Source organism: Streptomyces sp. NPDC045955 (genome assembly GCF_056430805.1).
Window position 1 is genome coordinate 231,284 of the sequence record NZ_JBWKKY010000011.1, and the last position, 24,055, is coordinate 255,338.

Annotated in this window: 18 protein-coding genes and 2 pseudogenes; 9 read left to right on the forward strand and 11 right to left on the reverse strand. The window is 72.5% G+C overall.

Features of this window, described 5'->3' with window-relative positions:
* Nucleotides 1-31: 31 nt before the first annotated feature.
* The 5 genes and pseudogenes from AC07F0_RS24040 to AC07F0_RS24060 all read left to right on the forward strand — a co-directional run.
* Nucleotides 32-500 (forward strand): annotated as a pseudogene (locus tag AC07F0_RS24040) (DEAD/DEAH box helicase); the annotation flags it as partial.
* An 8-nt stretch (nt 501-508) separates the two neighbouring features.
* Nucleotides 509-753, forward strand: a pseudogene (locus AC07F0_RS24045) (Rieske (2Fe-2S) protein); the annotation flags it as partial.
* A gap of 327 nt (nt 754-1,080) precedes the next feature.
* On the forward strand, nt 1,081-2,100 hold the full coding sequence (locus AC07F0_RS24050; RefSeq protein WP_478981726.1) for a DNA-directed RNA polymerase subunit alpha: 1,020 nt from the start codon (nt 1,081-1,083) through the stop codon (nt 2,098-2,100).
* Nucleotides 2,101-2,193: 93 nt separating this feature from the next.
* On the forward strand, nt 2,194-2,949 hold the full coding sequence (locus tag AC07F0_RS24055; RefSeq protein WP_478981728.1) for a ZIP family metal transporter: 756 nt from the start codon (nt 2,194-2,196) through the stop codon (nt 2,947-2,949).
* A gap of 289 nt (nt 2,950-3,238) precedes the next feature.
* Entirely contained in the window at nt 3,239-3,499 is a 261-nt protein-coding gene (locus tag AC07F0_RS24060) for a GlsB/YeaQ/YmgE family stress response membrane protein (RefSeq protein WP_307178423.1), read from the forward strand.
* Nucleotides 3,500-3,894: 395 nt separating this feature from the next.
* Here the strand turns inward: AC07F0_RS24060 and AC07F0_RS24065 are convergent, their stop codons facing one another.
* The 5 genes from AC07F0_RS24065 to AC07F0_RS24085 all read right to left on the reverse strand — a co-directional run bounded on the left by AC07F0_RS24065 (nt 3,895) and on the right by AC07F0_RS24085 (nt 11,550).
* Entirely contained in the window at nt 3,895-6,009 is a 2,115-nt protein-coding gene (locus tag AC07F0_RS24065) for an SWIM zinc finger family protein (protein WP_478981730.1), read from the reverse strand.
* Nucleotides 6,006-8,855 (reverse strand): DEAD/DEAH box helicase, encoded by a 2,850-nt coding sequence (locus AC07F0_RS24070; RefSeq protein WP_478981732.1) that lies wholly within the window; start codon nt 8,853-8,855, stop codon nt 6,006-6,008. The genes AC07F0_RS24065 and AC07F0_RS24070 overlap by 4 nt, the downstream gene beginning before the upstream one ends.
* A 108-nt stretch (nt 8,856-8,963) precedes the next feature.
* Nucleotides 8,964-9,545, reverse strand: a complete 582-nt coding sequence (locus tag AC07F0_RS24075) for a sugar kinase (protein WP_478981734.1) — start codon at nt 9,543-9,545, stop codon at nt 8,964-8,966.
* Nucleotides 9,542-10,690 carry an ROK family glucokinase gene (locus tag AC07F0_RS24080; protein WP_086562791.1) on the reverse strand — a complete coding sequence of 383 codons (1,149 nt, stop codon included), beginning with the start codon at nt 10,688-10,690 and terminating at the stop codon, nt 9,542-9,544. The genes AC07F0_RS24075 and AC07F0_RS24080 overlap by 4 nt, the downstream gene beginning before the upstream one ends.
* Before the next feature lie 122 nt (nt 10,691-10,812).
* A complete protein-coding gene (locus AC07F0_RS24085; protein WP_436726369.1) occupies nt 10,813-11,550 on the reverse strand; it encodes a GntR family transcriptional regulator in 738 nt (245 codons plus the stop codon).
* Between the two features lie 128 nt (nt 11,551-11,678).
* On the opposite strand from AC07F0_RS24085, the gene AC07F0_RS24090 reads away from it, so the two are divergent.
* Nucleotides 11,679-12,701, forward strand: coding sequence for a Gfo/Idh/MocA family protein (locus tag AC07F0_RS24090; RefSeq protein ID WP_478981736.1), 1,023 nt, complete (start codon nt 11,679-11,681; stop codon nt 12,699-12,701).
* 761 nt (nt 12,702-13,462) lie between these two features.
* Here the strand turns inward: AC07F0_RS24090 and AC07F0_RS24095 are convergent.
* From AC07F0_RS24095 to AC07F0_RS24105, 3 genes are all read right to left on the reverse strand, one after another.
* Nucleotides 13,463-14,140: a response regulator transcription factor gene (locus AC07F0_RS24095; RefSeq protein WP_478981737.1), complete on the reverse strand. Its 678-nt coding sequence runs from the start codon at nt 14,138-14,140 to the stop codon at nt 13,463-13,465.
* Nucleotides 14,141-14,239: 99 nt separating this feature from the next.
* A complete protein-coding gene (locus AC07F0_RS24100) occupies nt 14,240-15,328 on the reverse strand; it encodes a hypothetical protein (protein WP_478981739.1) in 1,089 nt (362 codons plus the stop codon).
* Between the two features lie 119 nt (nt 15,329-15,447).
* Entirely contained in the window at nt 15,448-16,722 is a 1,275-nt protein-coding gene (locus AC07F0_RS24105) for a sensor histidine kinase (protein ID WP_478981741.1), read from the reverse strand.
* A gap of 181 nt (nt 16,723-16,903) precedes the next feature.
* Here AC07F0_RS24105 and AC07F0_RS24110 point away from each other — a divergent pair, with 181 nt between their 5' ends.
* The gene (locus tag AC07F0_RS24110; protein WP_478981743.1) at nt 16,904-17,104 is read left to right on the forward strand and encodes a hypothetical protein; all 201 of its coding nucleotides are present in this window, start codon (nt 16,904-16,906) and stop codon (nt 17,102-17,104) included.
* A gap of 158 nt (nt 17,105-17,262) precedes the next feature.
* Nucleotides 17,263-17,649 (forward strand): guanyl-specific ribonuclease, encoded by a 387-nt coding sequence (locus tag AC07F0_RS24115; RefSeq protein WP_478981745.1) that lies wholly within the window; start codon nt 17,263-17,265, stop codon nt 17,647-17,649.
* A 377-nt stretch (nt 17,650-18,026) separates the two neighbouring features.
* Here AC07F0_RS24115 and AC07F0_RS24120 read toward each other — a convergent pair whose 3' ends face one another.
* The 3 genes from AC07F0_RS24120 to AC07F0_RS24130 form a co-directional block, all read right to left on the reverse strand.
* Nucleotides 18,027-20,564, reverse strand: coding sequence for a tetratricopeptide repeat protein (locus tag AC07F0_RS24120; RefSeq protein WP_478981747.1), 2,538 nt, complete (start codon nt 20,562-20,564; stop codon nt 18,027-18,029).
* Between the two features lie 316 nt (nt 20,565-20,880).
* Entirely contained in the window at nt 20,881-21,717 is an 837-nt protein-coding gene (locus AC07F0_RS24125; protein WP_478981749.1) for an alpha/beta hydrolase, read from the reverse strand.
* A gap of 442 nt (nt 21,718-22,159) precedes the next feature.
* Nucleotides 22,160-22,786, reverse strand: a complete 627-nt coding sequence (locus tag AC07F0_RS24130; RefSeq protein WP_478981751.1) for a dihydrofolate reductase family protein — start codon at nt 22,784-22,786, stop codon at nt 22,160-22,162.
* Between the two features lie 174 nt (nt 22,787-22,960).
* Here AC07F0_RS24130 and AC07F0_RS24135 point away from each other — a divergent pair, with 174 nt between their 5' ends.
* Nucleotides 22,961-23,704, forward strand: coding sequence for an SDR family oxidoreductase (locus AC07F0_RS24135; protein WP_478981753.1), 744 nt, complete (start codon nt 22,961-22,963; stop codon nt 23,702-23,704).
* The last annotated feature ends 351 nt before the right edge of the window (nt 23,705-24,055 follow it).

Sequence of the window (24,055 nt, forward strand, 5' to 3'; positions counted from 1 at the left end):
AGGAGTGCCGGGCCGTGAAGGGGGCGTCGCGATGAGCCTGCAAGACCAGATCGCCGAGCTGCGTCGCGTCTCCCGGGAACGGTTCGGGTGGAGCGACCTGGCCGCCGAGCAGACGGAGGCGATGGAGGCACTGCTCGAGGGCCGCGACGTGCTGGTCGTCATGCCCACCGGTTCCGGCAAGTCGGCGAACTATCAGGTGCCGACCGTCATGCTCGGTGGACCCGCGGTCGTGGTGTCGCCGCTGATCGCCCTGGAGCGCGACCAGGTCGCCGGCCTGCGACGGTGATGCCGAATACCTGTTCTTGTCCCCCGACCTGCTGACCAAGGACAGTGTCGTGGAACAGCTGCGGGAACTGGGCCCTTCGCTGTTCGTCGTGGACGAGGCCCACTGCCTCTCCGCCTGGGGACACGACTTCCGCCCCGACTACCTGAACCTGGGCGAGGCCGCCGAACGGCTGGGCCGCCCGCCGGTACTCGCTCTGACGGCGACGGCCGCGGCCCGGCCAGGGCGGTCGGAGTCGGCGGCATGCTGGGCGGCCACCTCGCCCACCGTCAGGCATCCGGCGCCAACCACGCCGAAGAAGTGCCGCACGTGGTCACGGAGGGCTGGCACCGGATCGGCACCGTGGACGAGTTCCCGGCCGGCCGGCCCGTGCGGCGCAGAGTGAACGACGTACCGGTCCTGGTCGTGCGCGAAACCGGCGGCACGTCCATGCTCTGGCCGACCGGTGCAGTCACCTCGCCGGACCACTGCCCACAGACGGTCTCTTGTGTCTCGCTCACCCGTCAGACCCTCTCATCTCTCACGGGATCTCACATGGCCGGTCCCAACCTGACGGCTCTGGTCCCTCTCGCAGCATCGAGCGTGGTGGGATCCCCGTGGCTCGCCGCGACTCGCCTGAACGCATCCGGGATCTCCCCGATCAGCAGCCGGAACTCCACACGGTGAACGGGTTGCGTCCTCCTCTGGCAGGTGACGGCGCCGTGGCTGCGGCGACCGCATCGCCGGTCGCCCCCGTACCCTTCATGGTGTCTACGGCGTCACAGAGCGGGCGCCGAACCCCCTGGAGGCCACACCCCGTGCTGATCGCTCAGCGTCCGTCCCTGACCGAAGAGGTCGTCGACGAGTTCCGCTCCCGGTTCGTGATCGAGCCGCTGGAGCCGGGCTTCGGTTACACCCTCGGCAACTCCCTGCGCCGGACCCTCCTGTCCTCGATCCCGGGTGCGGCGGTCACGTCCGTCCGCATCGACGGTGTCCTGCACGAGTTCACCACCGTGCCGGGCGTCAAGGAGGACATCACCGACCTGATCCTCAACATCAAGCAGCTGGTCGTCTCCTCGGAGCACGACGAGCCGGTCGTGATGTACCTGCGCAAGCAGGGCCCGGATCTGGTCACCGCCGCCGACATCGCGCCGCCGGCCGGTGTCGAGGTGCACAACCCCGACCTGGTCCTGGCCACGCTCAACGGCAAGGGCAAGCTGGAGATGGAGCTGACGGTCGAGCGCGGCCGCGGTTACGTCTCCGCCGTGCAGAACAAGCAGGTCGGCCAGGAGATCGGCCGGATCCCGGTCGACTCGATCTACTCGCCGGTGCTCAAGGTCACGTACAAGGTCGAGGCCACGCGTGTCGAGCAGCGCACCGACTTCGACAAGCTGATCGTCGACGTCGAGACCAAGCAGGCCATGCGTCCGCGTGACGCCATGGCGTCGGCCGGCAAGACCCTGGTCGAGCTGTTCGGTCTGGCCCGCGAGCTCAACATCGACGCCGAGGGCATCGACATGGGCCCGTCCCCGACGGACGCCGCCCTCGCCGCCGACCTGGTCCTGCCGATCGAGGACCTCGACCTCACCGTCCGGTCGTACAACTGCCTCAAGCGCGAGGGCGTCCACTCCGTGGGTGAGCTCGTCGCCCGTTCCGAGGCCGACCTGCTGGACATCCGCAACTTCGGTGCGAAGTCCATCGACGAGGTCAAGGAGAAGCTCGCCGGCATGGGCCTGCACCTCAAGGACAGCCCGCCCGGATTCGACCCGACCGCCGCCGACGTCCTCGGCGCGCACAACGACGGGGACCCGGAGTTCGTGGAGACCGAGCAATACTGACCGCTGGGCCGCGCCGGCCGGGGAGAAGACCTCTGCCCGGACTTGCGCGCACAGCCGGGTGGGTCGTCGCCCTCGGCGGGTAGACGGGTCGGCATGGCTGAAGTCGTACAGGCTGGATTGTGGGGGCTGGTGGCGGGCTCGGCGCTGCTGGTCGGTGCCGCGCTCGGATACGGGCTGCGGGTGCCGCAGAAGGTGATCGCGACCGTGATGGCCTTCGGGGCCGGGGTGCTGATCTCAGCGGTGTCCTTCGAGCTGGTCGGGGAGGCGTACGAGCAGGCGGGCCTCGCTCCCGCGGCCGTCGGCACCCTCATCGGCGCCCTGGCCTACACCGCGGGCAACGTGTGGCTGGCCCGCCGGGGCGCGCGCCACCGCAAGCGCTCCGGTCACGCGCAGGCGCAGCCCTCGGAGGCCGAGCAGGGCGGGTCCGGGACGGCGCTCGCGCTCGGCGCCCTGCTCGACGGTGTGCCGGAATCCGCAGTGATCGGCGTCAGCCTGCTCGACGGCGGCGCGGTCAGCCTCGTGACCGTGGCCGCGGTGTTCATCAGCAACGTGCCCGAGGGGCTGTCCAGTTCGGCGGGGATGAAGAAGGCCGGCCGCACCAAGGGGTACGTCTTCGGCGTCTGGGCGGCGATCGCCGCGGCCGGCACGGTGTCGGCCGTCCTCGGTTACACGGTGGTCGGTTCCTTCTCCCCCACCGTGATCGCCGCGATGACCGCGGTGGCGGCCGGGGCGATCCTCGCCATGATCGCCGACACGATGATCCCCGAAGCGTTCGACGACGCCCATCTGGCCATCGGACTGATCACCGTCAGCGGCTTCCTCGTCTCCTTCGCCCTCTCTCACACCTGACCGCTGTGCCTTCATGGCTACGGATGAAGAGGACGGCCATGGAGGCGACGGCCGGCAGTTCGGAACCTCGCGGTGATCCGCCGTCAGTTTCTGGCTGACGTTTCCGCCGTGTCCGGGATCTCACGCTGTTTCAGCACTTCGCTCCGGTGGCCGACGGGATCGGGCCGCGGCTCCTCGCATCGCAGCCCTTGACCGGCGCGCAGGGCCATGTGGCAGACAAGGCTTATGGCGGCTTTCGGCGGGAACACGGAGTCGTGCCCGAAAAGGGCAACGAACGGAAGGAGTTGTCGTGTCGTTCCTGTGGGCGATCATCGCTGGCCTCATCATCGGCCTGCTGGCCAAGCTCGTCGTTCCCGGACGTCAGCCCATCCCCCTGTGGCTGACGGTCCTCATGGGTATCGTCGGCGCCGTCGCCGGCAACGCGCTCGCCACCGCGTTCGGGGTGCGCGACACCGGAGGTATCGACTGGATCCGCCACGTCTTCCAGATAGGCATCGCGGCCGTCCTCATCGGATTCGTCACCCCGCTGTGGGCCCGGCGACGCGCCTGACGGCTCAGTTCATGGGGTGAACTCCCGCGAGCGCCCAGGGCCCTTGGTGATGGGCGGCCGCGACCGCACGGGGCCGGGTGGTGGGGAACCTCTCGCATTCATTCGCCCCCATGTCGCCTGCGGCGAGGACGTGGTAGCGGCGGAGGAACGCTACGAGTTCATCCACATCCGGCGCAGCGCCGACACCGCCACACTCGCCTCCCTGGCCGAGGGCGTGAAGGCAGCCGAGGCCCCATCAGCGACGTGTTCCCTGCCGCACCCAACCGCCTCGGCGGACGGTCCCGCTCTCCGGACGGGACCGTCCGCCGAGGCGTTCGGGTGTGGCCTCGTCCCGGCCGGCTGATCGTTTACGTGCGGGGTCCCTGGTGGCCTGTCGCGGAGCGGACCGCACCGGCTCAGAGGTCGCTCGGTATGCCCAGGCCCGTGAGGGCGCCGACCGGGTCCAGGTCGGGGGTGCCCCGGGGCCACCAGTCCTCCTGGCCCGGCTCGGACTCGTAGGCGTACCAAAGGCCGTCGCGGCCCAGGCGGAGCTGGACCTGGCCCTGGGGGTGGGTGAGGTGGTTGCGCCAGGGGCGGAAGGCGGGCAGGTCGGCGGCCAGGAGCAGCGGACGGGCCCGGTCGAACCGGCCGGCCGGCGGATCCCACGGCTCCTCCAGTACGGCGAGGCCCTCCGGTCCGCCCTGGCGCCAGGCGGCGACCGCGCGGGCCAGCTCGGACGGGGTGCGGCCCGCCGCGGTGGCGAGGGAGGAGTAGAGCGCCCGGGTGCCCGCGGTGAGCCCCGAGCCGGGGCGGGCCGCGGCCAGGCGGACCGCGTCCTCCCAGAGCGTCAGCTGCCCGACCGGGTCACGGCCCGTGGTGAGCAGCGCGTGCGCCCGCGCGGCGGCGTCCGTGGCCAGCTGGTCCAGCGCGAACGGGTCCGGGCCGCCGGGGGCCGCCGGGTAGGACGGGGGCTGCTCGGGGTGCGGGGGCGGGGGCAGCGGCGCCGGCAGGGGCGGGAGGGCGCGCGGCGTGACGACGTCACCGGCCCGCACTCCGGGCAGCGGCGCCGGTCCCTTGTCCTGGGCGGCGCGCGCCGCACGGGTGGCACTCAGCCGGGACAGCGCGTCGAGCAGCTCGCGTTCGCCCCGGCCGCGCAGCAGGAACAGGACGAAGGGGTCGGCGTCGAGCAGCCGTGCGGTCTGGTAGCAGAGGGCGGCGGCGTGCTTGCAGGGGTGGCCCCGGTCTGGGCAGCTGCAGTGCGGTTCCAGATCACCCGGGCCCGGCAGCAGGGGCACGCCGCAGTCCGCGAGGGACTGGGGCATCTCCTTGTCCAGGAGCGCCGCGATGTGGCCGGGCCGGTCGGCGGCGGCGTCCAGGAACCGCTCCCAGTCGGCGTCGTCGAGCGTGCGCAGCCGCACCTGCACGCGGTACGGGCGCGGACGGCTGCCCCGCACGTACGCCAGCACCAGGCCGGGCGTCACGGTGATGGCGTCGACATGCCCCTGCCCGGCGTAACCGCGCCCGCGCTCCAGCCGCTTGGTGTCCAGCGCGCCCTGCTCCAGCGCGGCGACCCACGCGTTCCCCCACCAGCTCTCGGCGAAGCCCTTGCCGTCCGGGTCCCGGGGCGGGAAGGCGGGGAAGGTACGGCGGAGCTCGGTGTCGCGGTTGGGAGCGGCCATGGAGTGGGGGGCCAGGGGGCTGCGGAGGTTGCCAGGGGTCCGGGGGGCCGGGGGCGGAGTGGTGGAGCGGGTGGGGGCACGGGGCGGCGCGGTGCTCGCGGCATCGGGCATGCCCGGGCCGGGTGAGGGCGAGTCCTCATCGCCGGTCTCGTCCGGGGCCTCGGGCATTCCGCCGGGGTCCGCCGCGGGCATCCGGAAGGCGTCGGACAGCACCTGCCGTACGTCACGCGCTTCCCCACGGACGGCGTCTCCGCGCGCTCGCCGGAGGGCCGCCGCCCGCTCGTCCACACGGCTCTGCCGGGTCCCGCGCCGGCGCCGGGCCCCTTCGCTCTCCGTCTCCTCCCGTGCCCGCCGCGCGTCCTCCCGAGCGGCGCGCAGCGCCTCGCGTGCGATGTCCGCCGCGCGGCGGGCCGGCTGGTCGGTGCCGTCTGAGGGAGTGGTCACCGTGCTCTCGGGTGGGGCGGCGGGCTGGTCCTCCTCGCCGGCGGGGGTGCCGGCCGAGTCCGTCGGGGTGGGGGCCTCCCCCGTCTCGCCCCGGTGGCCGGAGCCGTCCGGCTCCGCGGCTCCCGGCGTGTCCCGCGGGGTGTCTCCCGGCTGATCGGTGAGCACCACGGCTTCTGCGTCCCGCCGCGCGCCCATGTCCCTCGCCGGGCCTGCGCCCTGGTGCTCGGACACGGCCCTTCGCAGTGCCTCACGGGCGACGTCCGCCGGTTGGGGAGCCTCCTGCCCGGCGGCTGCCGGGGCCGGAGAGGGCGCGGGACGGGAAGCCGGTGCCGGGTGCGGGTCGGACGCCGCCCGCTCCCGGGCCGCCCGCAGGGCCCGGCGGGCCTCGTCGGCCGGGCTGGGCGTCATGGTGTCCTCCGCAGGGAGACCAGGTCGGACAGCTCACGGTCCGTCAGTTCCGTGAGGGCCGGCTCGCCGGAGCCGAGGATCGCGTCGGCGAGCGCGCGCTTGGCCTGGAGCATCTCGGCGATGCGGTCCTCGATCGTGCCCTCGGTGATCAGGCGGTGGACCTGGACGGGCTGGGTCTGGCCGATGCGGTAGGCGCGGTCGGTGGCCTGTTCCTCGACGGCCGGGTTCCACCAGCGGTCGAAGTGCACGACGTGGCCCGCGCGGGTGAGGTTGAGGCCGGTGCCCGCCGCTTTGAGGGACAGCACGAGGACCGGGGTCGACCCGGCCTGGAAGCGGTCGACCATGCGCTCCCGCTCCGGGACCGGCGTGCCGCCATGGAGGAGGTCGACCGGGACCGCCCGGGTGGCCAGGTGGGAGGTGATGAGGCGGGCCATGCCGACGTACTGGGTGAAGACCAGGGCGGATCCGTCCTCGGCGAGCAGCGTGTCCAACAGCTCGTCCAGCAGGGCGAGTTTGCCGGAGCGGGCGGCGAGCCGGTCGCCGGCGGCCCGGGCGGGCTCCTCCTTCAGGTACAGCGCCGGGTGGTTGCAGATCTGCTTCAGCGATGTCAGGAGCTTCAGCACCAGGCCCCGGCGCGCCATGCCCTCGGCGGTCTCGATGGCGAGCATCGACTCGCGGACCACCGCCTCGTACAGCGCGCCCTGTTCGCGGGTGAGCGGCACCGGGTGGTCGGTCTCCGTCTTGGGCGGCAGCTCGGGGACGATGCCCGGGTCGGACTTCTTCCGGCGCAGCAGGAACGGCCGGACCAGGCGGGCCAGGCGCTCCACCGCCTCCTCGTCCTCGCCGTTCTCCACGGCCCGGGCGTGCCGGGCGCGGAAGGACTTCAGCGGGCCGAGGAGCCCCGGGGTGGTCCAGTCGAGCAGCGCCCACAGCTCCGAGAGGTTGTTCTCGACGGGTGTGCCGGTCAGGGCCACGCGCGCGGGCGACGGGATCGTGCGCAGCGCCTTCGCCGTGGCCGAGTAGGGGTTCTTGACGTGCTGAGCCTCGTCGGCGACGACCATGCCCCACGCCTGCCCGGCCAGGGCGGGGGCGGCGGAGCGCATCGTGCCGTAGGTGGTGAGGACGAAGCCGCCGTCCAGGCCTTCCAGGCTGCGGTCGGGACCGTGGAAGCGGCGGACGGGGACGCCGGGGGCGAAGCGGGTGATCTCCCGCTGCCAGTTGCCCAGCAGGGAGGCCGGGCAGACCACCAGGGTCGGCTCGCGGCGGGCCCGCTTCAGGTGAAGTGCGATGAGGGTGACGGTCTTGCCGAGGCCCATGTCGTCGGCGAGGCAGCCGCCGAGGCCGAGGGAGGTCATCAGGTCGAGCCAGGCCAAGCCGCGCAGCTGGTAGTCGCGGAGGGTGGCGCGCAGGCCAGGCGGCGGCGCGGCCGGGCGTACGCCCGCGGTGAGGCGGTCGCGCAGGGTGGCCAGCGCGCCGGCCGGTACGGCCTCGACCGTCTCGCCGTCCACGTCGGCGGTGCCGGTGAGGGCGACGGACAGCGCGTCGACCGGGTCGAGCAGCCCCAGGTCCCGCTTGCGGGCCTTGCGGACGAGGGCGGGGTCGACCAGCACCCACTGGTCGCGCAGCCGGACGACCGGGCGGTGGGCCTCGGCGAGGGCGTCCATCTCGCTCTCGGTGAGCGGGTCGCCGCCGAGCGCCAGCTGCCAGCGGAACTGGAGGAGATCCTCGCTCTCGAAGAAGCCTGTGCCGTCGGTCGCCGAGCCGGGGGCCGGCCGGACCACCGCGGCGGCCGAGAGGTCCTGGGCCAGGTCGCGTGGCCAGTGCACGGCGACGCCGGCCGCGGCGAGCCGGGTGGCCGCGACACCGAGCAGGTCGCTCAGCTCCTCCTCGGTCAGTGCCAGCACGTCGGGCACGTCCTGGTCGCTGAGCCGGTCGAGCGGGGGCCAGACCCGGGCCGCGCGGCGGACGGCGAGGGCCGCGTCCACCCGGGCGCGAGGGCCGAAGGCGTCGTCCGCCTCGCCCGCCCACAGCGCCGCCGCGTCGGCGACGAGGGTGGGGTCGGCGAGGCTGTGCACCTGCACGACGGCGGCGCCGGCGCTGCGTGCGCCGCCGTCGAAGGCCTCGTCGAACAGGTCGTACGCCGAGAGGTCCAGCCGGAGGGAGATCCGCACGCCGGCGTCCATGCCGGCGGCGACCTCGGCGGCCCAGTCGTGGGCCTTCGGCAGGTGCTGGGCGTCGCGGGCCGCGAAGGGTCTGCCGGTGGCGTGGGGTGCGGCCGGGGTGCGCGGGAGGGTGTCGGCGACCGCGTCGAGGAAGGCGCGGACCAGCGCTTCCGGTTCGGGGAGGCGGATCGGGCCCGGGCCGGGCAGCGGGACGGCGTGCCCCTCGTAGGGCAGGGCGGCGGCGACCGCGCGCAGGTGCGCGATGTCGTCCGGGTCGAGCGGGCCGGCGCGCCAGGCGTCGTGACCCGTGGGGGTCAGGCCGGGCAGCAGCCGGCCGCGCGCGGTGAGCCGCAGGGCGTGCAGGGCGGCGGCTCCCCAGCAGGCGGTGGCGGGGTGGGCCGCGGGGTCGTGCCGGGCGCGCACCAGGAGCGGCAGGGCCTCGTCGAGCGGGAGGGACAGCGCCGGGGTGGTCCGCCGCCGGACCGCGGCGCCGTGCCGTCGTACGACCGTGAGCTCGGTGTCCTCCGTGAGTTCTGTGACCTCGGCGGGCAGGGACTCGCCCGCGGGATCCCAGAAGGCGATGCGCCCGTCGCGCGGGAGGGGGGCGGGCAGGAAGACGGCCGGGAGCCGGACGGGGACCGTCGCGTCCCCCGACTGCTCGGCCACCGCAGCCGTGTCGCCCATCCGTCCTGTCACCTCCCGCCCCGCGTGTCGGAATCAGTTGTCTCCGACTCTACGGGCGGGGTCTGACAATCGGCCCCGGCGGCCGGGCCGCCCGAGCCGGGCCGCGGGTCAGGGCACCGTCCGCGACACCACGTACACCCAGGGATACGCCGGGTTGGACAGGTCCACCACCACGTCGTGCGTGGGTGCGGGGTTCTTCTGCCGGTGGACGAAGCCGTACCACGAGTCGCCCTCGGGGAACTTCCAGCCGGTGATCTTGCGGTCGCGGGCGCCGATGGTGATGTGGCCCTTCTCCAGGTCGTCCCGGGTCACGCCCAGGCCCGTCAGATAGGCGTCCAGACCGGCCGCGTTGGTCTCGAACTGGGCGTACAGGCGGCTGGTCTTCCAGTTGTTGGTCTCGTAGTACGCCACGTGCCAGGCCGGGTGCGGGACGGGCACCTGGTAGATCCGGCGCTGGAGCTTGGACGGCCAGCCCGCGGTCAGGCCGGTCGCCGAGTACTTGGCCTCCTTGTCCTTGCCGCTGTCGCGGCTCTGGTTCGCGGAGATCACCAGGTAGCCGGCCGGAACGCCGATGAGCAGCACGATGATCAGCAGGGTGAGCGCCCTGCGGCGGATCATGTGACGGTGGTCCTCGGCCGGGCGTTCCTCTCCGTCCGGCCACGAGCCCTGGTGCGGCAGGGATGCGGTCACGGCGTCTCCTGGGTACTGCGGAGGGACTGTGCGTACCGCTCGTAGCGCTCGTAGCGCTCCACGCGGCGGCGCTTGGCGCGCCGGAAGCGGCGGGCGACCAGCCGGGCCAGGTCGGCGGCGCCGACCATGCCGGCCTCGGGGCCGAGCTGGGCCCGGGCGATACGGGCCTCGGGACGGTAGCCGCGCCCGGTCAGGTGCCTGCGGAACGCGTCCCGCGCGGGGCCGATCAGCAGGTCGTCGGCGGCCGAGACGCCACCGCCGATGACGAAGCAGGAGGGGTCGAGGGCGGCCGCGAGGTTGGCGATGCCGACGCCGAGCCACTGGCCGATGTCCTGGAGCAGCTCGATGCACATGGCGTCACCCTCGCGGGCCAGCTCGGTGATCATCGGGCCGGTGATGTCGCCGATGTTGCCCTTGACGTGCTCGATGATCCCGTACGCCACCGGCGAGTCGGCCGCGGCCAGCTCGCGCGCCTCGCGGACCAGGGCGTTCCCGGAGCTGTACTGCTCCCAGCAGCCGCGGTTGCCGCACGGGCAGCGGTGGCCGCCGGGCACGACCTGCATATGGCCGAACTCGCCGGCCACGCCGTACTTGCCGCGCTTGACCTGCCCGTCCTCCAGGATCGCGCCGCCGATGCCGGTGCCGAGAGTGATCATCACGAGGTGGTCCTCGCCGCGGCCGGCGCCGAAGCGCCACTCGGCCCAGGCGGCGGTGTTGGCGTCGTTGTCCACGAGGACCGGTACGGAGAGCCGGCCCGAGAGGCGGTCGCGGAGCGGTTCGTTGCGCCAGGACAGATGGGGGGCGAACAGCACGCGGTTGCGGTCGGCGTCGACCCAGCCGGCCGCGCCGATGCCGACGGCGTGCACGTCGTGCCGGTCCGAGAGGTCCAGGACCAGCTCGGCGATGGTGTCCTCGACGACCTTGGGGCTCTTGGACTTGTCCGGCGTCTCCGTGCGGACCTTCTCCAGGATGTTGCCGTCGGCGTCGACGACGCCCGCCATCACCTTCGTACCGCCGATGTCGATGCCGACCGTCGGTACGCGGGGCGCCGTCAGGTGTGAGCGGCGCTCCCGGGTGCCGACGGTGCGGAGCACGGTGGCACGGCGGGAGCCGATGGGGGCGGTGAAGTCGCGGTAGGTGCTCATCGCCGCCGATTCTGCCTCACGGGGAGGCAGGGTGCGGAGCGGGGGAACAACCCACCATTGCCGTGTGCGGGCGCGTGGGGCTGATCACGCAGGTCCCCGCGCCCCCAAGAAGCGCGCCCTGCTCAAGTCCTCACAAGGAGCTGGAACTCGAACGAGTAGCGCGTCGGGCGGTATGTGTGCGTGCCGTACTCGACCGCGCGGCCCGTGTCGTCGAACGTGACGCGTTGCATGGTGAGCAGCGGAGCCCCCGTCTCCTCCGCCAGCCGTTCCGCCTCCACCGCAGTCGCCGCCCGCGCGCCGATCGACTGGCGGGCGCTGTGCAGGGTGATGCCCGCCGCGCGCATCAGGCGGTACAGGCCCGTGGTCTCCAGTTGGGCGGTGTCGAGGTCGATGAGGCCGGGGGGCAGGAAGTTGCAGAGGTAGGCCATGGGCTCGCCGTGGGCGAGGCGGAGGCGTTCCACGCGGTGGACGTCGCTGTCCTCGGCGACGCCGAGTGCGGCGGCGACTTCGGCGGAGGCGGGGACGAGCGTGTTGACGAGGACCTTGGTGGCCGGGCGCTGGCCCGCCGCCTCCAGGTCGTCGTAGAGGCTGCTGAGTTCCAGCGGGCGCTTGACCTGGCTGTGCACGACCTGGGTTCCCACGCCGCGGCGGCGGACGAGGAGGCCCTTGTCGACGAGCGACTGGATGGCCTGGCGGACGGTCGGCCGGGACAGGCCGAGCCGGGCGGCGAGTTCGATCTCGTTGCCCAGCAGGCTGCCTGGCGTCAGCGTGCCGTGCTCGATCGCGGCCTCCAGCTGCTGGGACAGCTGGAAGTACAACGGCACGGGAGAGCTGCGGTCCACGCTCAGCTCGAGCTGCACGGTCGGGTCCACTTCTGGTTTCGGCACGGGCCGAGCGTAGCTCTGTGCGTTGTTGACGGGAAGTTGTGTAGTCAGATTGTCCGGACATTCAGATTGACAGGGGCGGGCTGCGCACGCAGTTTGTTTCCATGCGCATCGGCGTCATCGGTACGGGCCGCATCGGCACGATCCACGCGAACACGCTCAGCCGGCACCGCGACGTGGGCTCCCTGATCCTCACGGACGCGGACACCTCGCGGGCCCAGGAACTGGCGCATCGGCTGGGCGAGACGGCCGCGCCGGGCGTGGAGGAGATCTTCCGCTGGGGGGTCGACGCCGTGGTGATCACGACGGCGACGTCGGCCCACGCCGAACTGATCGGTCGGGCAGCACGCTCGGGCCTGCCGGTGTTCTGCGAGAAGCCCATCGCGCTGGATCTGCCGGGGACCCTGAGTGCGATCGCGGAGGTCGAGACGGCCGGGACGGTGCTCCAGATGGGCTTCCAGCGCCGCTTCGACGCCGGCTACCGGGGCGCCCGCGAGGCCGTGCGCTCCGGCAGGCTGGGGCGGCTGCACACGGTGCGGGCGCTGACCAGTGACCAGTCGCCGCCGCCCGCGGCGTGGTTGCCGCTGTCCGGCGGGCTGTACCGGGACACGCTGATCCACGACTTCGACGTGCTGCGCTGGGTGACGGGCCGGGAGGTGGCGGACGTGTACGCGGCCGGGTCGGACGCCGGGCCCGCGATGTTCCGCGAGGCGGGCGACGTCGACACCGGCGCCGCGCTCCTCACCCTCGACGACGGCACGCTCGCCACGGTCACCGGGTCCCGGCTGAACGGCGCCGGCTACGACGTGCGCATGGAGCTGGCCGGGGAGCTGGACCAGATCGTGGTCGGCCTGGACGACCGTACGCCGATCGCGTCCACCGAACCGACCGGGCCGCCCGCCGCGGACAAGCCCTGGACCGGCTTCCTGGAGCGTTTCGGCCCCGCCTACGAGGCGGAGCTGAACGCGTTCGTCGAGGTCGTGCGGGGCGAGCGGGCCAACCCCTGCGACGGGCGCGAGGCCCTTCAGGCGCTGCGCGTCGCCGAGGCGTGCGAGCTGTCGCGCCGGGAGCGCAGGCCGGTACACCTCGCGGAGATCCCCGGCGGGGCGGCCTCCGCATTCGCGTGACGGCTGGCTGGCGGCCGGCGTGACGGCGGACCGGCAGGCCGCCGGGCTGGCATGACAGCGGACTGGCGGACCGGCAGGCCAGCGGGCCAGCAGACGGCGTGACGGCGGACCGGCGGGGCGGCGGGCCAGCAGACGTCGGGCGCCGGGGCGGCGGGGCGGCGGGGCGGCGGGCCAGCAGACGGCGGGCGCCGGGGCGGCGGACTGGCGGAGGCGGACCGGCAGGCCGCCGGGGCGGCAGGCCAGCAGACGGCGGACCGGCAAGCCGACGGACGGCGGACCGGCAGGCCGCCAGGCCAGCGGACCGGCGGGCCGCCAGGCCAGCGGACCGGCGGGGCGGCGGGGCGGCAGACGGCGTGACGGCGAGTCGCCGGGCGCCGGGGCGGCGGACTGGCGGAGGCGGACCGGCAGGCCGCCGGGGCGGCAGGCCAGCAGACGGCGTAACGGCAAGCCGACGGACGCCGGGACGGCGGACCGGCAGGCCAGCGGACCGGCAGGCCGCCAGGCCAGCGGACCGGCGGGGCGGCGGGGCGGCAGGCCAGCAGACGGCGAGTCGTCGGGCGCCGCCAGCGGATGGCGTGACGGCGCGTCGTCGGGCGCCGGGGCGGCGGACTGGCGGAGGCGGACCGGCAGGCCGCCGGGGCGGCAGGCCAGCGGACGGCGCGATGGCGAGCCGATGGGCGGGGCGGGGCAGCGAATCGGCAGGCCCGCGGGCGGCGTGACGGCGAGCCGACGGGCGGCGTGATGGCGGACCGGCGAGACGGTCAGTGGCCCTCCTGTTCCTCCTCCAGGAGGCCCGCGTCGTAGGCCAGCAGCGCGATCTGTACGCGGTTGTTGAGGTCGAGCTTGGCCAGGATGCGGGAGACGTGCGTCTTGACCGTGGCGACGCTCATGAAGAGGCCGGTGGCGATCTCCGCGTTGGACAGGCCCCGGCCGACCGCGACGGCGACCTCGCGCTCGCGGTCGTTGAGGGCGGCCATGCATTCCCGCGCCCGCGTGCGGCGGGTGTCGGCGGCGGTGCCGACCGCGTGCTGCATCAGCTGGCGGGTGACGGTGGGCGACAGGACCGGGTCGCCGGCCGCCACGCGGCGGACCGCCGCGAGGATCTCGGCCGGCGGGGTGTCCTTGAGGACGAATCCGGCGGCGCCCGCGCGCAGCGCCCGCAGGACCTGTTCGTCGGCGTGGAAGGTGGTGAGGACCACCACCTGCGGGGCGTCCTTGCGGGCGCGCAGCCGCTCCGTGGCCGTGAGGCCGTCCACCGTCGGCATCCGGATGTCCATGAGCACGACGTCCGGGTGGGTGCGGTCCACGAGCGCCTCCACCTCGCCGCCGTCGGCCGCCTCGCCGACGATGTCGATGTCGTCGGCTCCGCCCAGCATGAAGGACAGTCCGGCCCGCACCAGCGGATCGTCGTCGACGAGGAGCAGTCTGATCGCAGTCATGGGCCTCACGTAATCACGGTCGGGGCGGATGCGGGGCGCGGACGTGCGATGGTCCGCGCCAACGCCTTGTGGGGAACGGTAAGTTGACAGGCTGCGGGCTCAGGCGCGCAGCGCCACTCCGTACCGGGCGCGCAGGCGGCTGATCTCCCACCAGACCACCGCCGTCACCGAGGCGGGACCGCCGATGACGGCGAGGGCCCGGATCACCGGCGGCCCGGGCGGCAGGCCGCCCGCGAGCAGGCTGATGGCCGCGAACTCCCACACCAGCGTGCCGGTCAGCAGGGCGGGGAGCGCGGCGTGCACGGCCGCGGTGTTGAAGCCGGTGCGGACGGCCGGGCCGGTGGCGAAACCCACGAAGAACACGAGCCAGGCCAGGGGCAGGGCGGCCGCGAGAATCAGCCACGGGGCGGCGCCCGGCGAGGCGGAGGCGGGCGTCCGGTCCTGGCCGAGCAGGACGATCACCCCGCCGAGCAGGGGCACGGCCGTCACGGCACCGACGTACCAGCCGGCCGACCGCAGGGCCGCCCGTACCCGTACCCGCATGGCCGATCTGGTCTCCGCCGACGCCCACCGGAACAACACCGCGATCACGACGGGGGCGCTCAGGAGCAGCAGGGGCGGGGTGACCACCAGCCTCATCATGTACTGCTCCTGGACTTCGGCGACGTCCTCCGGTTTGCCGTACACGGCGAGCAGCAGCAGGGACATGGCGGCGGCGGTCCAGGCCCGCACCTTCTGCACGCGCGTCACATGCCGGTCCTCGGCGGCCCCGTGTGTGCGCGGGAACAGCCGGTGGGCCCGGACGCGGGCCGAGCGCGCGAACGAGTAGCACAGCATGAGCGGCAGGACCGCGAACCAGGTGCACGGAGCGAGCAGCACCAGCCACATGCAGCCGGAGATCCGGGGCCGCCCCTGCCGCAACAGCGCGCGCACGGACGGCCATTCGCCACCGCGCGCACCACCCCACCCCGGGGCCCGGGTGCCGGGCCCCGGCTGGGGGACGTACGGGTACGGCTGGAGGTGCGGGGGGTACGGCTGGGGGTGCGGGTAGCCGTACGGTGCCGGGCCCGGGTGAGGCGGCAGGTAATGCGGTGGTACGCAGGGGCCGTTGACCGGAGGCGGCGGATACGGCCCGCCGTTCGGCGGCCCGGGCGGCTGGTACGGATTGGTGGGTCCCCCGAAACTCACGTGCAGGTTCCTTCCGTTACTCACGGTGCTGAAGGCGGCACAACCATCAGCCACCGCCCCGGCCAAGTCAACTCCGTTCAGGGCAGGGGGTCATGGGGAAGGATCCGCGAGGCCGCAACTCAGCCCCACGGCAGCCACGCCCGTACCTCGAACCCGCCCTCCGGCGTGTGGCCGTGCTCCAGGCGGCCGCCCGCCAGGGTCGCCCGTTCCGTCAGGCCGATGAGGCCCTGGCCCGAGCCGGGAACCGGCGGTACCTCGCCCTCGGGGGGCGGGTTGTGCACGCAGACGGTGAGGCCGGCGCCCGGTCCGCCGGTGACGGTCACCGTGACCTCCGTGCCGGGCGCGTGCTTGCGGGCGTTGGTCAGACCCTCCTGGGCGATCCGGTACGCGGTGCGGCCGACGGAGGACGGCACGGCGGCGGCGGCGTCGACCCGCTGGTCGAGCGCCACCTTCATGCCGGCCTCACGCGACTCGGCGACCAGCGTGTCCAGCGCCGCCAGCGTCGGCTGCGGCCGCCCCGTGTCGTCCGGCTCCCCCGCCCGCAGGACGCCGATGATCTCGCGCAGGTCCTGGAGGGCCTCGTGCGCGCTCTCCCGGATCACCCCCGCCGCCCGCGCCGTCTCCGCCGGGGGCGCGTCGGGCCGGAACTCCAGGGCGCCCGCGTGCACGCTCAGCAGGGTCAGCCGGTGCGCGAGCACGTCGTGCATCTCCCGCGCGATGGCCTCACGGGCGAGCCGCTGTGCCTGCTCGGCCCGCAGCCGGGCCTCCGTCTCGGCCCGCCGGGCCCGGTCCCTGAGGCTCACCATGAGCTGCCGCTTGGCCCGTACGAACATGCCCCAGCCGACGATCGCCACCGTGAGCAGTACGGCGATGACCACGCTCACCAGGTAGGGGATGTCGGCGTCGGGCCGCACCCAGTAGTACAGCGGGGTGACGGCCGCGTTGATGCCGCCCACCCAGGCCGCGTAGCGGAAGGGACGGTGCACGGCGAGGGTGAACAGGGCGATCAGCCCCGCCCCGCCCGCCGTGTCCGAGACGAAGGTGACGACCGTCATCACCACGGCCAGCCCCAGCGGCCAGCGGCGGCGCAGCCAGACGGCCGCACAGGCCAGCGCCCCGATCAACTGGTCGACGACGGCCAGCTCTTCCGGGACATGGGGGTTGTCGTTGAGCGCCTCTATGGCGGCCGCGCCCACCAGCACGGCCAGTACGAAGCAGGAGAAGTCGACGACCCAGTCGCGGGCGGTGCGCCGGGGTCTTCGCCCGGCACGCGCGGCGTCGGGGTCGAGTTCGTGCAGCAGGGCGGAGGGGATGAACCATCTGCGCCCGGTGAACAGCGCAGGTGTCTCGCCCGTCCGCACCGGGGAGGCCTGCCCCGCGTCGTCACCACTCACGGTCGGCAAATCTACGCAGGAACGGGTCCGTTCACCTCGCCCCGGCCGGAATCGCCGACCAAAGTCACCGCGTCGCAGACTTTCGGCGCGGCCGGCCGGGCCGGAAGAGGGACTTCCGTCCGACAGGCGCCCGCCCCGCGGCCGATGTGCGTGGGGGGTCCGCGGGGCGAGGCTGTCTTCCATGAAGCAAGTGCTGGAGATTCTCGGCTTCCTCGCCCTCGTGCAGGGCGCGGCGGGCCTGGTGCACGAGTTCACCGACTGGAACTGGGGCCTCGTGCAACGACTGGGGTTCCTCGACGGCTACGAGATCTACGCGAGCGTCACCCTGCTCGTGCTGGGCGTCGCCCTGTTCGCGGCGGCCGGTAGCCGGAAGTCCGCCTGAGCACCCGGGCGGACCTCCGGCCGGCGTTCACGGACGCGGCCGGGCAACGTGGTGACGCCGGGTCGCGGGTCAACTCCGCGCAAACTCATCGAACTTGAGGGGAAATCCTGCAGAGTTGTCATTGACATGCCACTGTCTACGCGCGTCATCATGAGGGCATGAGATTCCCCCCACGAATCACCCGCATCGGCGCCGCAGCCGCCGTCCTGTCCGCCCTCCTCGTCGGCGGCACCGTCACCGCGACCCCGGCGGCCGCCGCGGTCGGCAGCATCTGCTACAGCGACCTGCCCTCCCAGGCGTACGACACCCTCGAGCTGATCGAGCAGGGTGGCCCCTACCCCTACTCGCAGGACGGGACCGTCTTCCAGAACCGGGAAGGCATCCTGCCCGGTCAGTCCTCTGGCTACTATCACGAGTACACCGTGATCACGCCGGGCTCCTCCACGCGCGGCGCGCGCCGCATCGTCACCGGCGAGGAGCACCAGGAGGACTACTACACGGCGGACCACTACGCCTCCTTCGACCTGATCGACTACGGCTGCTGAGCCGGAGTCGAACAAGCCGGCTTCCCCACCGAGGCGTCGAGGAACAGCGAGACGAAGCCTGAGGCCCGATCCGCGTTCAGTCAGGCACGGGTCCCCGGCGTCAGTCTGTGAAGTCGTGGAGCGGACCGGCCACACCCTGCAGGGCAAGTGAGCCCGGCAGTTCGAGGCACCTCTTCCTATCGATACGCTCGCCCCGCAGACCACCCACATCGGCCGCGGGGCGAGCCAGATCCCACGGAAACCCCCGCTCTTCGCAGCCCGGAACCGAGGGCGCGGCACGTTCCGTCTCTCGCCGTCGCAACGGTTTCAGGCTGGCCATGCGTCAGATCCCACCGTTCCAGGACGAGTGATCGGCCGATTCCTGTCCCCATCCGACATCATCGATGGCCTGAGAGGTGCTGACCGGCGCTGATGCGCCCGGAGGAGGCCTCCAGGGTCTCCAGGACCGAGAGGAGGTGAGCGGCGTCCTGGTCTCCGGCATCTGCTGCACGTCCGAGCACTCCGCAGAGGTAAGGCCGGTCAGAAGGGCTGGTGAGGACTGTGACAAGTGCGATCGCCGCAGTAGGGTCACCAGCGTCAGCGGCCAGCCGCCACTGCGCTGCGGCCTCGTCCGGGCGGTCCGTACGGCGCAGTAATTCGCCAAGGTGAAAGAGCGCCTGCGAGCATCCGCCTTCTACGGCTTGACGCAAAAGGGCTTCAGCCTCGGAAAGGCGCTTCTGTCTTTCGAGGAGCAGGGCCAGGTTGTATAAGGCGCTGGTGATTCCGGCTTCGGCGGCGCTGCGGTACAGCGGCTCCGCGAGGTCTGGCCGGCCATCGTCCCGATGAAGGTTCGCCAGGTTGTACCGGGCTCGGGCGTCGCCAGTGCCGATCGCACGGTGGTACCAGTCTGTGGCCTCCTGCGGACTCCCTTGCGCCTTGAGGGCATTCGCCAGGCAGAACACCGCATCCTTGTCGCCTCTTTCAGCACCCCGCCGGAACAACGGCTCAGCTTCCGCCCACCGGCCCTCCTCAGCAAGAAGCAGCCCCCAGTTGACCAGGCCGTCGAGGTCACCGGCGACCTCGGCCCGCGCATACGCCGCCATGGCCTCCTCGGGTCTGCCAAGGTCGGCCAGGAGCACCCCGAGATTGAACTCGGCATCAGCCGCGCCCGCCAGAGCCGCACTGCGCAAGCATGTCTCGGCGTGGGCAAGCTCGCCCCGCTCGCGGAAGAGCAGCCCCAGGTTGTTCCAGGCCGTCGCATGCCCTCGCGTGCCTGACTCACGGTACGCCTCGGCCGCTTCGTCATATCGGCCGGTCTTCCACAGCAAGTTACCGAGGTTCAGAAGGACACAGGGATCTTCCAGGTCTGCCTTTGTGCGATACACCTGCTCGGCTTCCTCATGCCGACCGAGGTCGGCCAGGGTGACACCGAGGTTGTTCGCCGCCCTGAGGATGCCGGCGTCCGCAAGGCACTGCCATAGGAACACACCCAAGGAAGGGGCGTGGCGGCTCGCATTGAGCGCCACGGTGAACATGTCGTCGATGTCATCAGTGGCCCCCACCGCCTGGAACCAGGTGAACGGATGGACCGGGATACCCGCCTCCTGGGCTGTGGCGACCAGCTGGGGGTGGGCCTTCCAGACGCCGTCGCCCGCGGGAAGCAGCATGCTGCTGACTCCGAAGCGCGTCTTCCCTGCCCAGGCCAGCGCGTCTTCCGCCGATTCCGGACGTACCACTGGGCCGCCGCTGTCGACGAGGTAGGGCGCGTGGACGTCGAGCAGCAGCTCAGTGGGGAACGGGCCCTCCAGGCCCGTTCTGATGAGATCGATGCCGGCCCAGGTCAAGGCAGCTCCCCGCGGCTGCCCACCCACGCGATCTGCCAGCCTCAGTTCTTGCCAAAGCCAGGGGCCTGCGGCGAGGTACTCGGCGACTCCGATGACAGGATCCGCCAGCGCCGCCCGTGCTACGCGCGGATCCTGCGACATACGGGCCCTCTGGCGTTCGGCCACACTCCACCGCCGGTCGAGTACGAACGACCGCATCTGGCGCACCACGTCCGAGCGGCACCAGTATTCGTACGCCGCTCCGTCGAGGGTGGCGAGGACAATTGACCCAGAGCGGAGGAGTCTCCCGAGTCCGCTGGCAATGAGGCCGCATCCGTGATCGAGAGAGCGGTGCAGCTCATCGAGCCACAGCACGCACGGCTCGGCTGCCGCGATCATGCCTTCGGCCAGCTGGGGCACGTCGGCGGGGTTTGCGGGACGCACGAAGCAGTGGCTCGGCAACTCGGCTCGCAGGGCTTCATAAAGAGTCCGGGTCTTGCCCGCAACGGAATCTCCCAGGACCACCATCGCCCCACCCGACTCCCCTGCTTGGCGTAGCCAAGCGCGAAGGGCGGGATCGATGTCACGTGGCACATAGGCGGGAACCTCTCCGCCCTCACCCACGGGAACTCCAGCATCGGCAGGCCCGATATCTGCCACACGGGGCCACCCATGCAACCGTGGTCGCGGGGCTTGGAACAGGCCTCCAATGGCCGGATACTCAATTGCTTTGCTGTTCAGCCATTGCAGGCCGTGGCACTCCAGCGAAAACGGATAGGCATCACGCAGACTGTCGAACCAGTCCCACTCGCCCGGAGTGAGATCGAGCGGCACGACGAGGGTCCAGGATGCCGGGCCGTGTTGTGCCGCACGGTCCAGCGATTCCCGCACCTGCCGACGCCTGGCAGAGGTCAACCGACCTGTGAAGCTCTTGATCTGAAAGACGTGCCGCCTGCCGTCGGGTAACAGCAGGACAGCGTCCTCCCCGCGGTCCCCGCCTGAGCCATCCACATGTCGCAAGCCGGAATAGACCATGCCGAGGAGGATCGCCACCCCGTCCTCGAACCCCTGCCGGTCCCGAGCAAGCAGCTCCCAATGCAACCTTCCGTCCATACACGGAGTGTGCTGCTGTCAGGTCGGGAAAACGCAGGTTTCGCCGATCCGTCCATGTGGGCCCGATGCCGACGCACCGCGCAGTCTTGGTATCCGCCGCCTCAGCATGGGCTCAGCTGGGAAGCGACACCTGACTTGATGTCGGCGATGCAGCGAACCATCCTCCAAGAACGAGACCAACGCCTGGTCGAAGTCGAAGAAGTCGTGGGCGGCGCCCCTGGATTACTCGTGGTGCGGGCCGTCGACCGCCCCGACACCCGCCTGCGCCGTGTCTCATCCTGCCGCAACCGAATGCGCCTGCCTCGGCCGGCTGGCATCAGGGGCTGAGTGCGGTGCGCAGGGTGGTTGCCATCATGTCGATGGCGGCTTTCCCCGCCGGTACCGGACCGGTGTGGGTGAAGTAGTGATCGACTCCCTCGAAGACACGGTGGATGACCGGAACGCCGGCGGCCTCCAGGGCCTTGGCGTAGGCGTCGCCCTCATCGCGCAGGCGGTCGTTCTCCGCGGTGATGACGAGGGCGGGAGGGAGTCCGGCGAGATCATCGGCCAGTGCGGGTGAGACGAGGGGGTCGGCGCGGTGGGCGGGGTCGGGGACGTAGGCGGCCGTGAAGACGCGCATGAGCTGCGGGCTGAGCAGCGGCTTGGCGATGAGGGACTGCTTGGTGGCCGGGTCGGCGACCTGATCCAGCGGTGCGGAGTCGATGATCTGCAGCCGGGGCGAGAAGGTTCCGCGGTCCCGGGCCATGCGGCAGACCGCAGCCGTCAGGTTGGCCCCGGCGCTGTGTCCGCCCACGGCAAGGCGCGAGCCGTCCCAGCCGCCCACGGGGCCGTTCTCGGCGATCCACGCGGTGACGTCGTACGCCTGGGTGACGGCGACCGGGAACTGCCGCTGCGGAGCGACGGCATAGTCCACGTTGATCACCACACAGCCGGCCGTGGCGGCTATGTAACGGCAGATGTGGTCGTCCTGCTCCGGGCGGCCGACCACGAAACCGCCGCCGTGGAAGTTGACGTACACCGGGGCGGGAGTTCCGGTGTCGGCCGGCGGGCGGTAGACGGTGCACGGCACCGGACCGGCGCTGGTCTCCGGCAGGAGGGCTTCGGTGCGCTTCGGGATGTCCGCGAAGCGCAGGTCCTTGTGGACCCGCGACATCGTCCGACCGAGCAGCAGTTGGATCCCTCTGGCCTGGATTCTGGGACTCAATGGCATGCCCCGACCCCTTCACTACAACTTTAAAATAACAGGTTTCCTGATGATGGATCCTCGCTCCTCTTTGCGCAATAGGCAGGCGCGACACCGTCCACCGCGGCCTGAGACACGCCTCTGCCAACAGACCCTCGTACGCCCCCCGGCCGCCACGAGGCGCCTGGTGGCCGCGGGCGGAGCAGGGCTGCGGCCCACCGGGGCAGCGGGTCCGGCCGACGGCTTCCGCGACCCGGGCCATCAGCCCGGGTGCGAGGCCCGGGCAGGCTCGCCCGGCCGCCGTGGCCCATGGACGGCAGGTCGCTGTACAGGTGCGGCCGACGGCGGTGGGGGCCGCGTCGGCCGTGATGGCGGAGACGGTACCGCCGACGAGGGTGCCGGGGCGGGACGGCTACGCGTTCTCCGGCAGCGCGTACTCGCCGTACTCGGGGCGGCCCGCCACCTCGTACGTCGCGATCGAGACGCCCGTGCTGGTGACACTGCCTCCGGCGTGCCGGAAGGCGGTCGGTACGGCGCCCTCCGGGAACAGCCGGAACCCGGTGCCGAGCACGACCGGGAAGGTCAGCAGATGAAGCGAGTCGACGAGGCCGTGCGCCAGCAGGGACCGGACGAGGGCGCCGCTGCCGTGCACCTGGATCTCGCCGTCGGTGCGCTCCTTCAGAGCCGTGACCTCCTTGGCGAGGTCGCCGGTGAGCACGGTGGTGCCCGCCCACCCGGGGTCTTTGAGCGTCGAGGACGGGACGTACTTCGGCAGTGCGTTGAGTTGTGAGGCGACCGGATCGGCGGGGTCGGTCACCTTCGGCCAGAACGTGCTGAAGATGTCGTACGTCCGGCGCCCGAGCAGGAAGGCACGCGGGCGGGTGAAGACCTCGCTGATGAACCGGCCGAAGTCCTCGTCGGCGTACGGGAAGCTCCAGCCGCCGTGGGTGAAGCCGCCGCGGGTGTCCTCGTGCGGGCCGCCGGGGGCCTGGTAGACGCCGTCGAGGGTGACGAAGAGGGTGGAGACGAGCCGGCCCATGGCGGGTGCCCTTCTTCTGGAACGGTCGGGTCTGTTGTCATCGGTTCAGATCCCGTGGGCCCCCGCAACTCATCGCTCGGCCGTACGGCTCCCTCCGGTGCGGGACCGGAGGAAATCCACGTCGACGTCCGTTCACCGCCAGCGTCGGGTCCGTCCCGGCGCTGGGATGGACACATGACTTCTCAAGGAAATCTCGGCGGCAAGGTGGCTCTCGTGACCGGCGCGAGCCGTGGCATCGGTGCGGCGACGGCCCTGCGGCTGGCCCGGGAGGGCGCGGACGTGGCGATCGGCTACGTGCACGGCAAGGAGGCGGCCGAGCAGGTCGTACGGGCCGTGGAGGCGCTGGGGCGCCGGGCGGTGGCGGTACGCGCGGACGCGGCGGACGCCGCCGAGGCGGCCGGTGCCGTGAGCGCGGCGGCCGAGGCGCTGGGCGGCCTCGACGTCCTGGTGAACAACGCGGGCGTCGGGGTGCTCGGGCCGCTGGAGACCCTGTCACTCGCGGACGTGGACCGGGTCCTCGCCGTCAACGTGCGCGGGGTCTTCCTGACCTCCCAGGCCGCCGCCGCGCGGATGCCCGAGGGCGGGCGGATCATCACGATCGGCAGTTGCATGGCCCAGCGCGTGCCCGGGCCCGGCGGGACGCTCTACGCGACGAGCAAGGCGGCCCTGGCCGGTATGACCAAGGCCCTGGCCAGGGAGCTGGGCGGACGCGGGATCACGGCGAACCTCGTCCATCCCGGGCCGATCGACACCGACATGAACCCGGCGGCCGGCCCGTACGCGGCCGGCCAGGCGGCGATGACGGCGCTGGGGCGGTTCGGCACGGCGGACGAGGTGGCGTCGATGGTGGCGTACCTGGCGGGGGCGACGTACGTCACCGGCGCGGAGTTCGCCGTGGACGGCGGACACGCGGCGTGAGCCAGGGGGACGCACCGGTGCGTCCCCCTGGGACGGGGCCACGGGTGCGGACGGGCCGGTGCGTCTCCTCGGGCGGGGCCACGGGTGCGGACGGGCCGGTGCGTCTCCTCGGGCGGGGCCACGGGTGCGGACGGGCCGGTGCGTCCCCTGGGACGGGCCACCGGTGCCGTCGGACCGGTGGCCCCCCGGGGGGCCACCGGCACTGTCAGGTCGGCGCCCCATCGGGTCGGCACCGGCGCCGTCGCAGCGGCGCGCCCCCGGCGCCAAGCCACCGGCGCCCTCAGGCCTGCCCCGCAAAAATCACCCGGCGCAGCCAGGCCAGCCCCCTTGGGGCAGGGCCACCGGCACCGG

What these genes read in the sequence shown, in the direction of transcription:
- AC07F0_RS24055 (WP_478981728.1), top strand. Translation starts at nt 2,194, where the DNA reads ATGGCTGAAGTCGTACAGGCTGGATTGTGGGGGCTGGTGGCGGGCTCG.
- AC07F0_RS24065 (WP_478981730.1), bottom strand. Translation starts at nt 6,009, where the DNA reads ATGACGCCCAGCCCGGCCGACGAGGCCCGCCGGGCCCTGCGGGCGGCC.
- AC07F0_RS24070 (WP_478981732.1), bottom strand. Translation starts at nt 8,855, where the DNA reads ATGGGCGACACGGCTGCGGTGGCCGAGCAGTCGGGGGACGCGACGGTC.
- AC07F0_RS24080 (WP_086562791.1), bottom strand. Translation starts at nt 10,690, where the DNA reads ATGAGCACCTACCGCGACTTCACCGCCCCCATCGGCTCCCGCCGTGCC.
- AC07F0_RS24090 (WP_478981736.1), top strand. Translation starts at nt 11,679, where the DNA reads ATGCGCATCGGCGTCATCGGTACGGGCCGCATCGGCACGATCCACGCG.
- AC07F0_RS24095 (WP_478981737.1), bottom strand. Translation starts at nt 14,140, where the DNA reads ATGACTGCGATCAGACTGCTCCTCGTCGACGACGATCCGCTGGTGCGG.
- AC07F0_RS24110 (WP_478981743.1), top strand. Translation starts at nt 16,904, where the DNA reads ATGAAGCAAGTGCTGGAGATTCTCGGCTTCCTCGCCCTCGTGCAGGGC.
- AC07F0_RS24115 (WP_478981745.1), top strand. Translation starts at nt 17,263, where the DNA reads ATGAGATTCCCCCCACGAATCACCCGCATCGGCGCCGCAGCCGCCGTC.
- AC07F0_RS24120 (WP_478981747.1), bottom strand. Translation starts at nt 20,564, where the DNA reads ATGGACGGAAGGTTGCATTGGGAGCTGCTTGCTCGGGACCGGCAGGGG.
- AC07F0_RS24125 (WP_478981749.1), bottom strand. Translation starts at nt 21,717, where the DNA reads ATGTCGCGGGTCCACAAGGACCTGCGCTTCGCGGACATCCCGAAGCGC.
- AC07F0_RS24130 (WP_478981751.1), bottom strand. Translation starts at nt 22,786, where the DNA reads ATGGGCCGGCTCGTCTCCACCCTCTTCGTCACCCTCGACGGCGTCTAC.
- AC07F0_RS24135 (WP_478981753.1), top strand. Translation starts at nt 22,961, where the DNA reads ATGACTTCTCAAGGAAATCTCGGCGGCAAGGTGGCTCTCGTGACCGGC.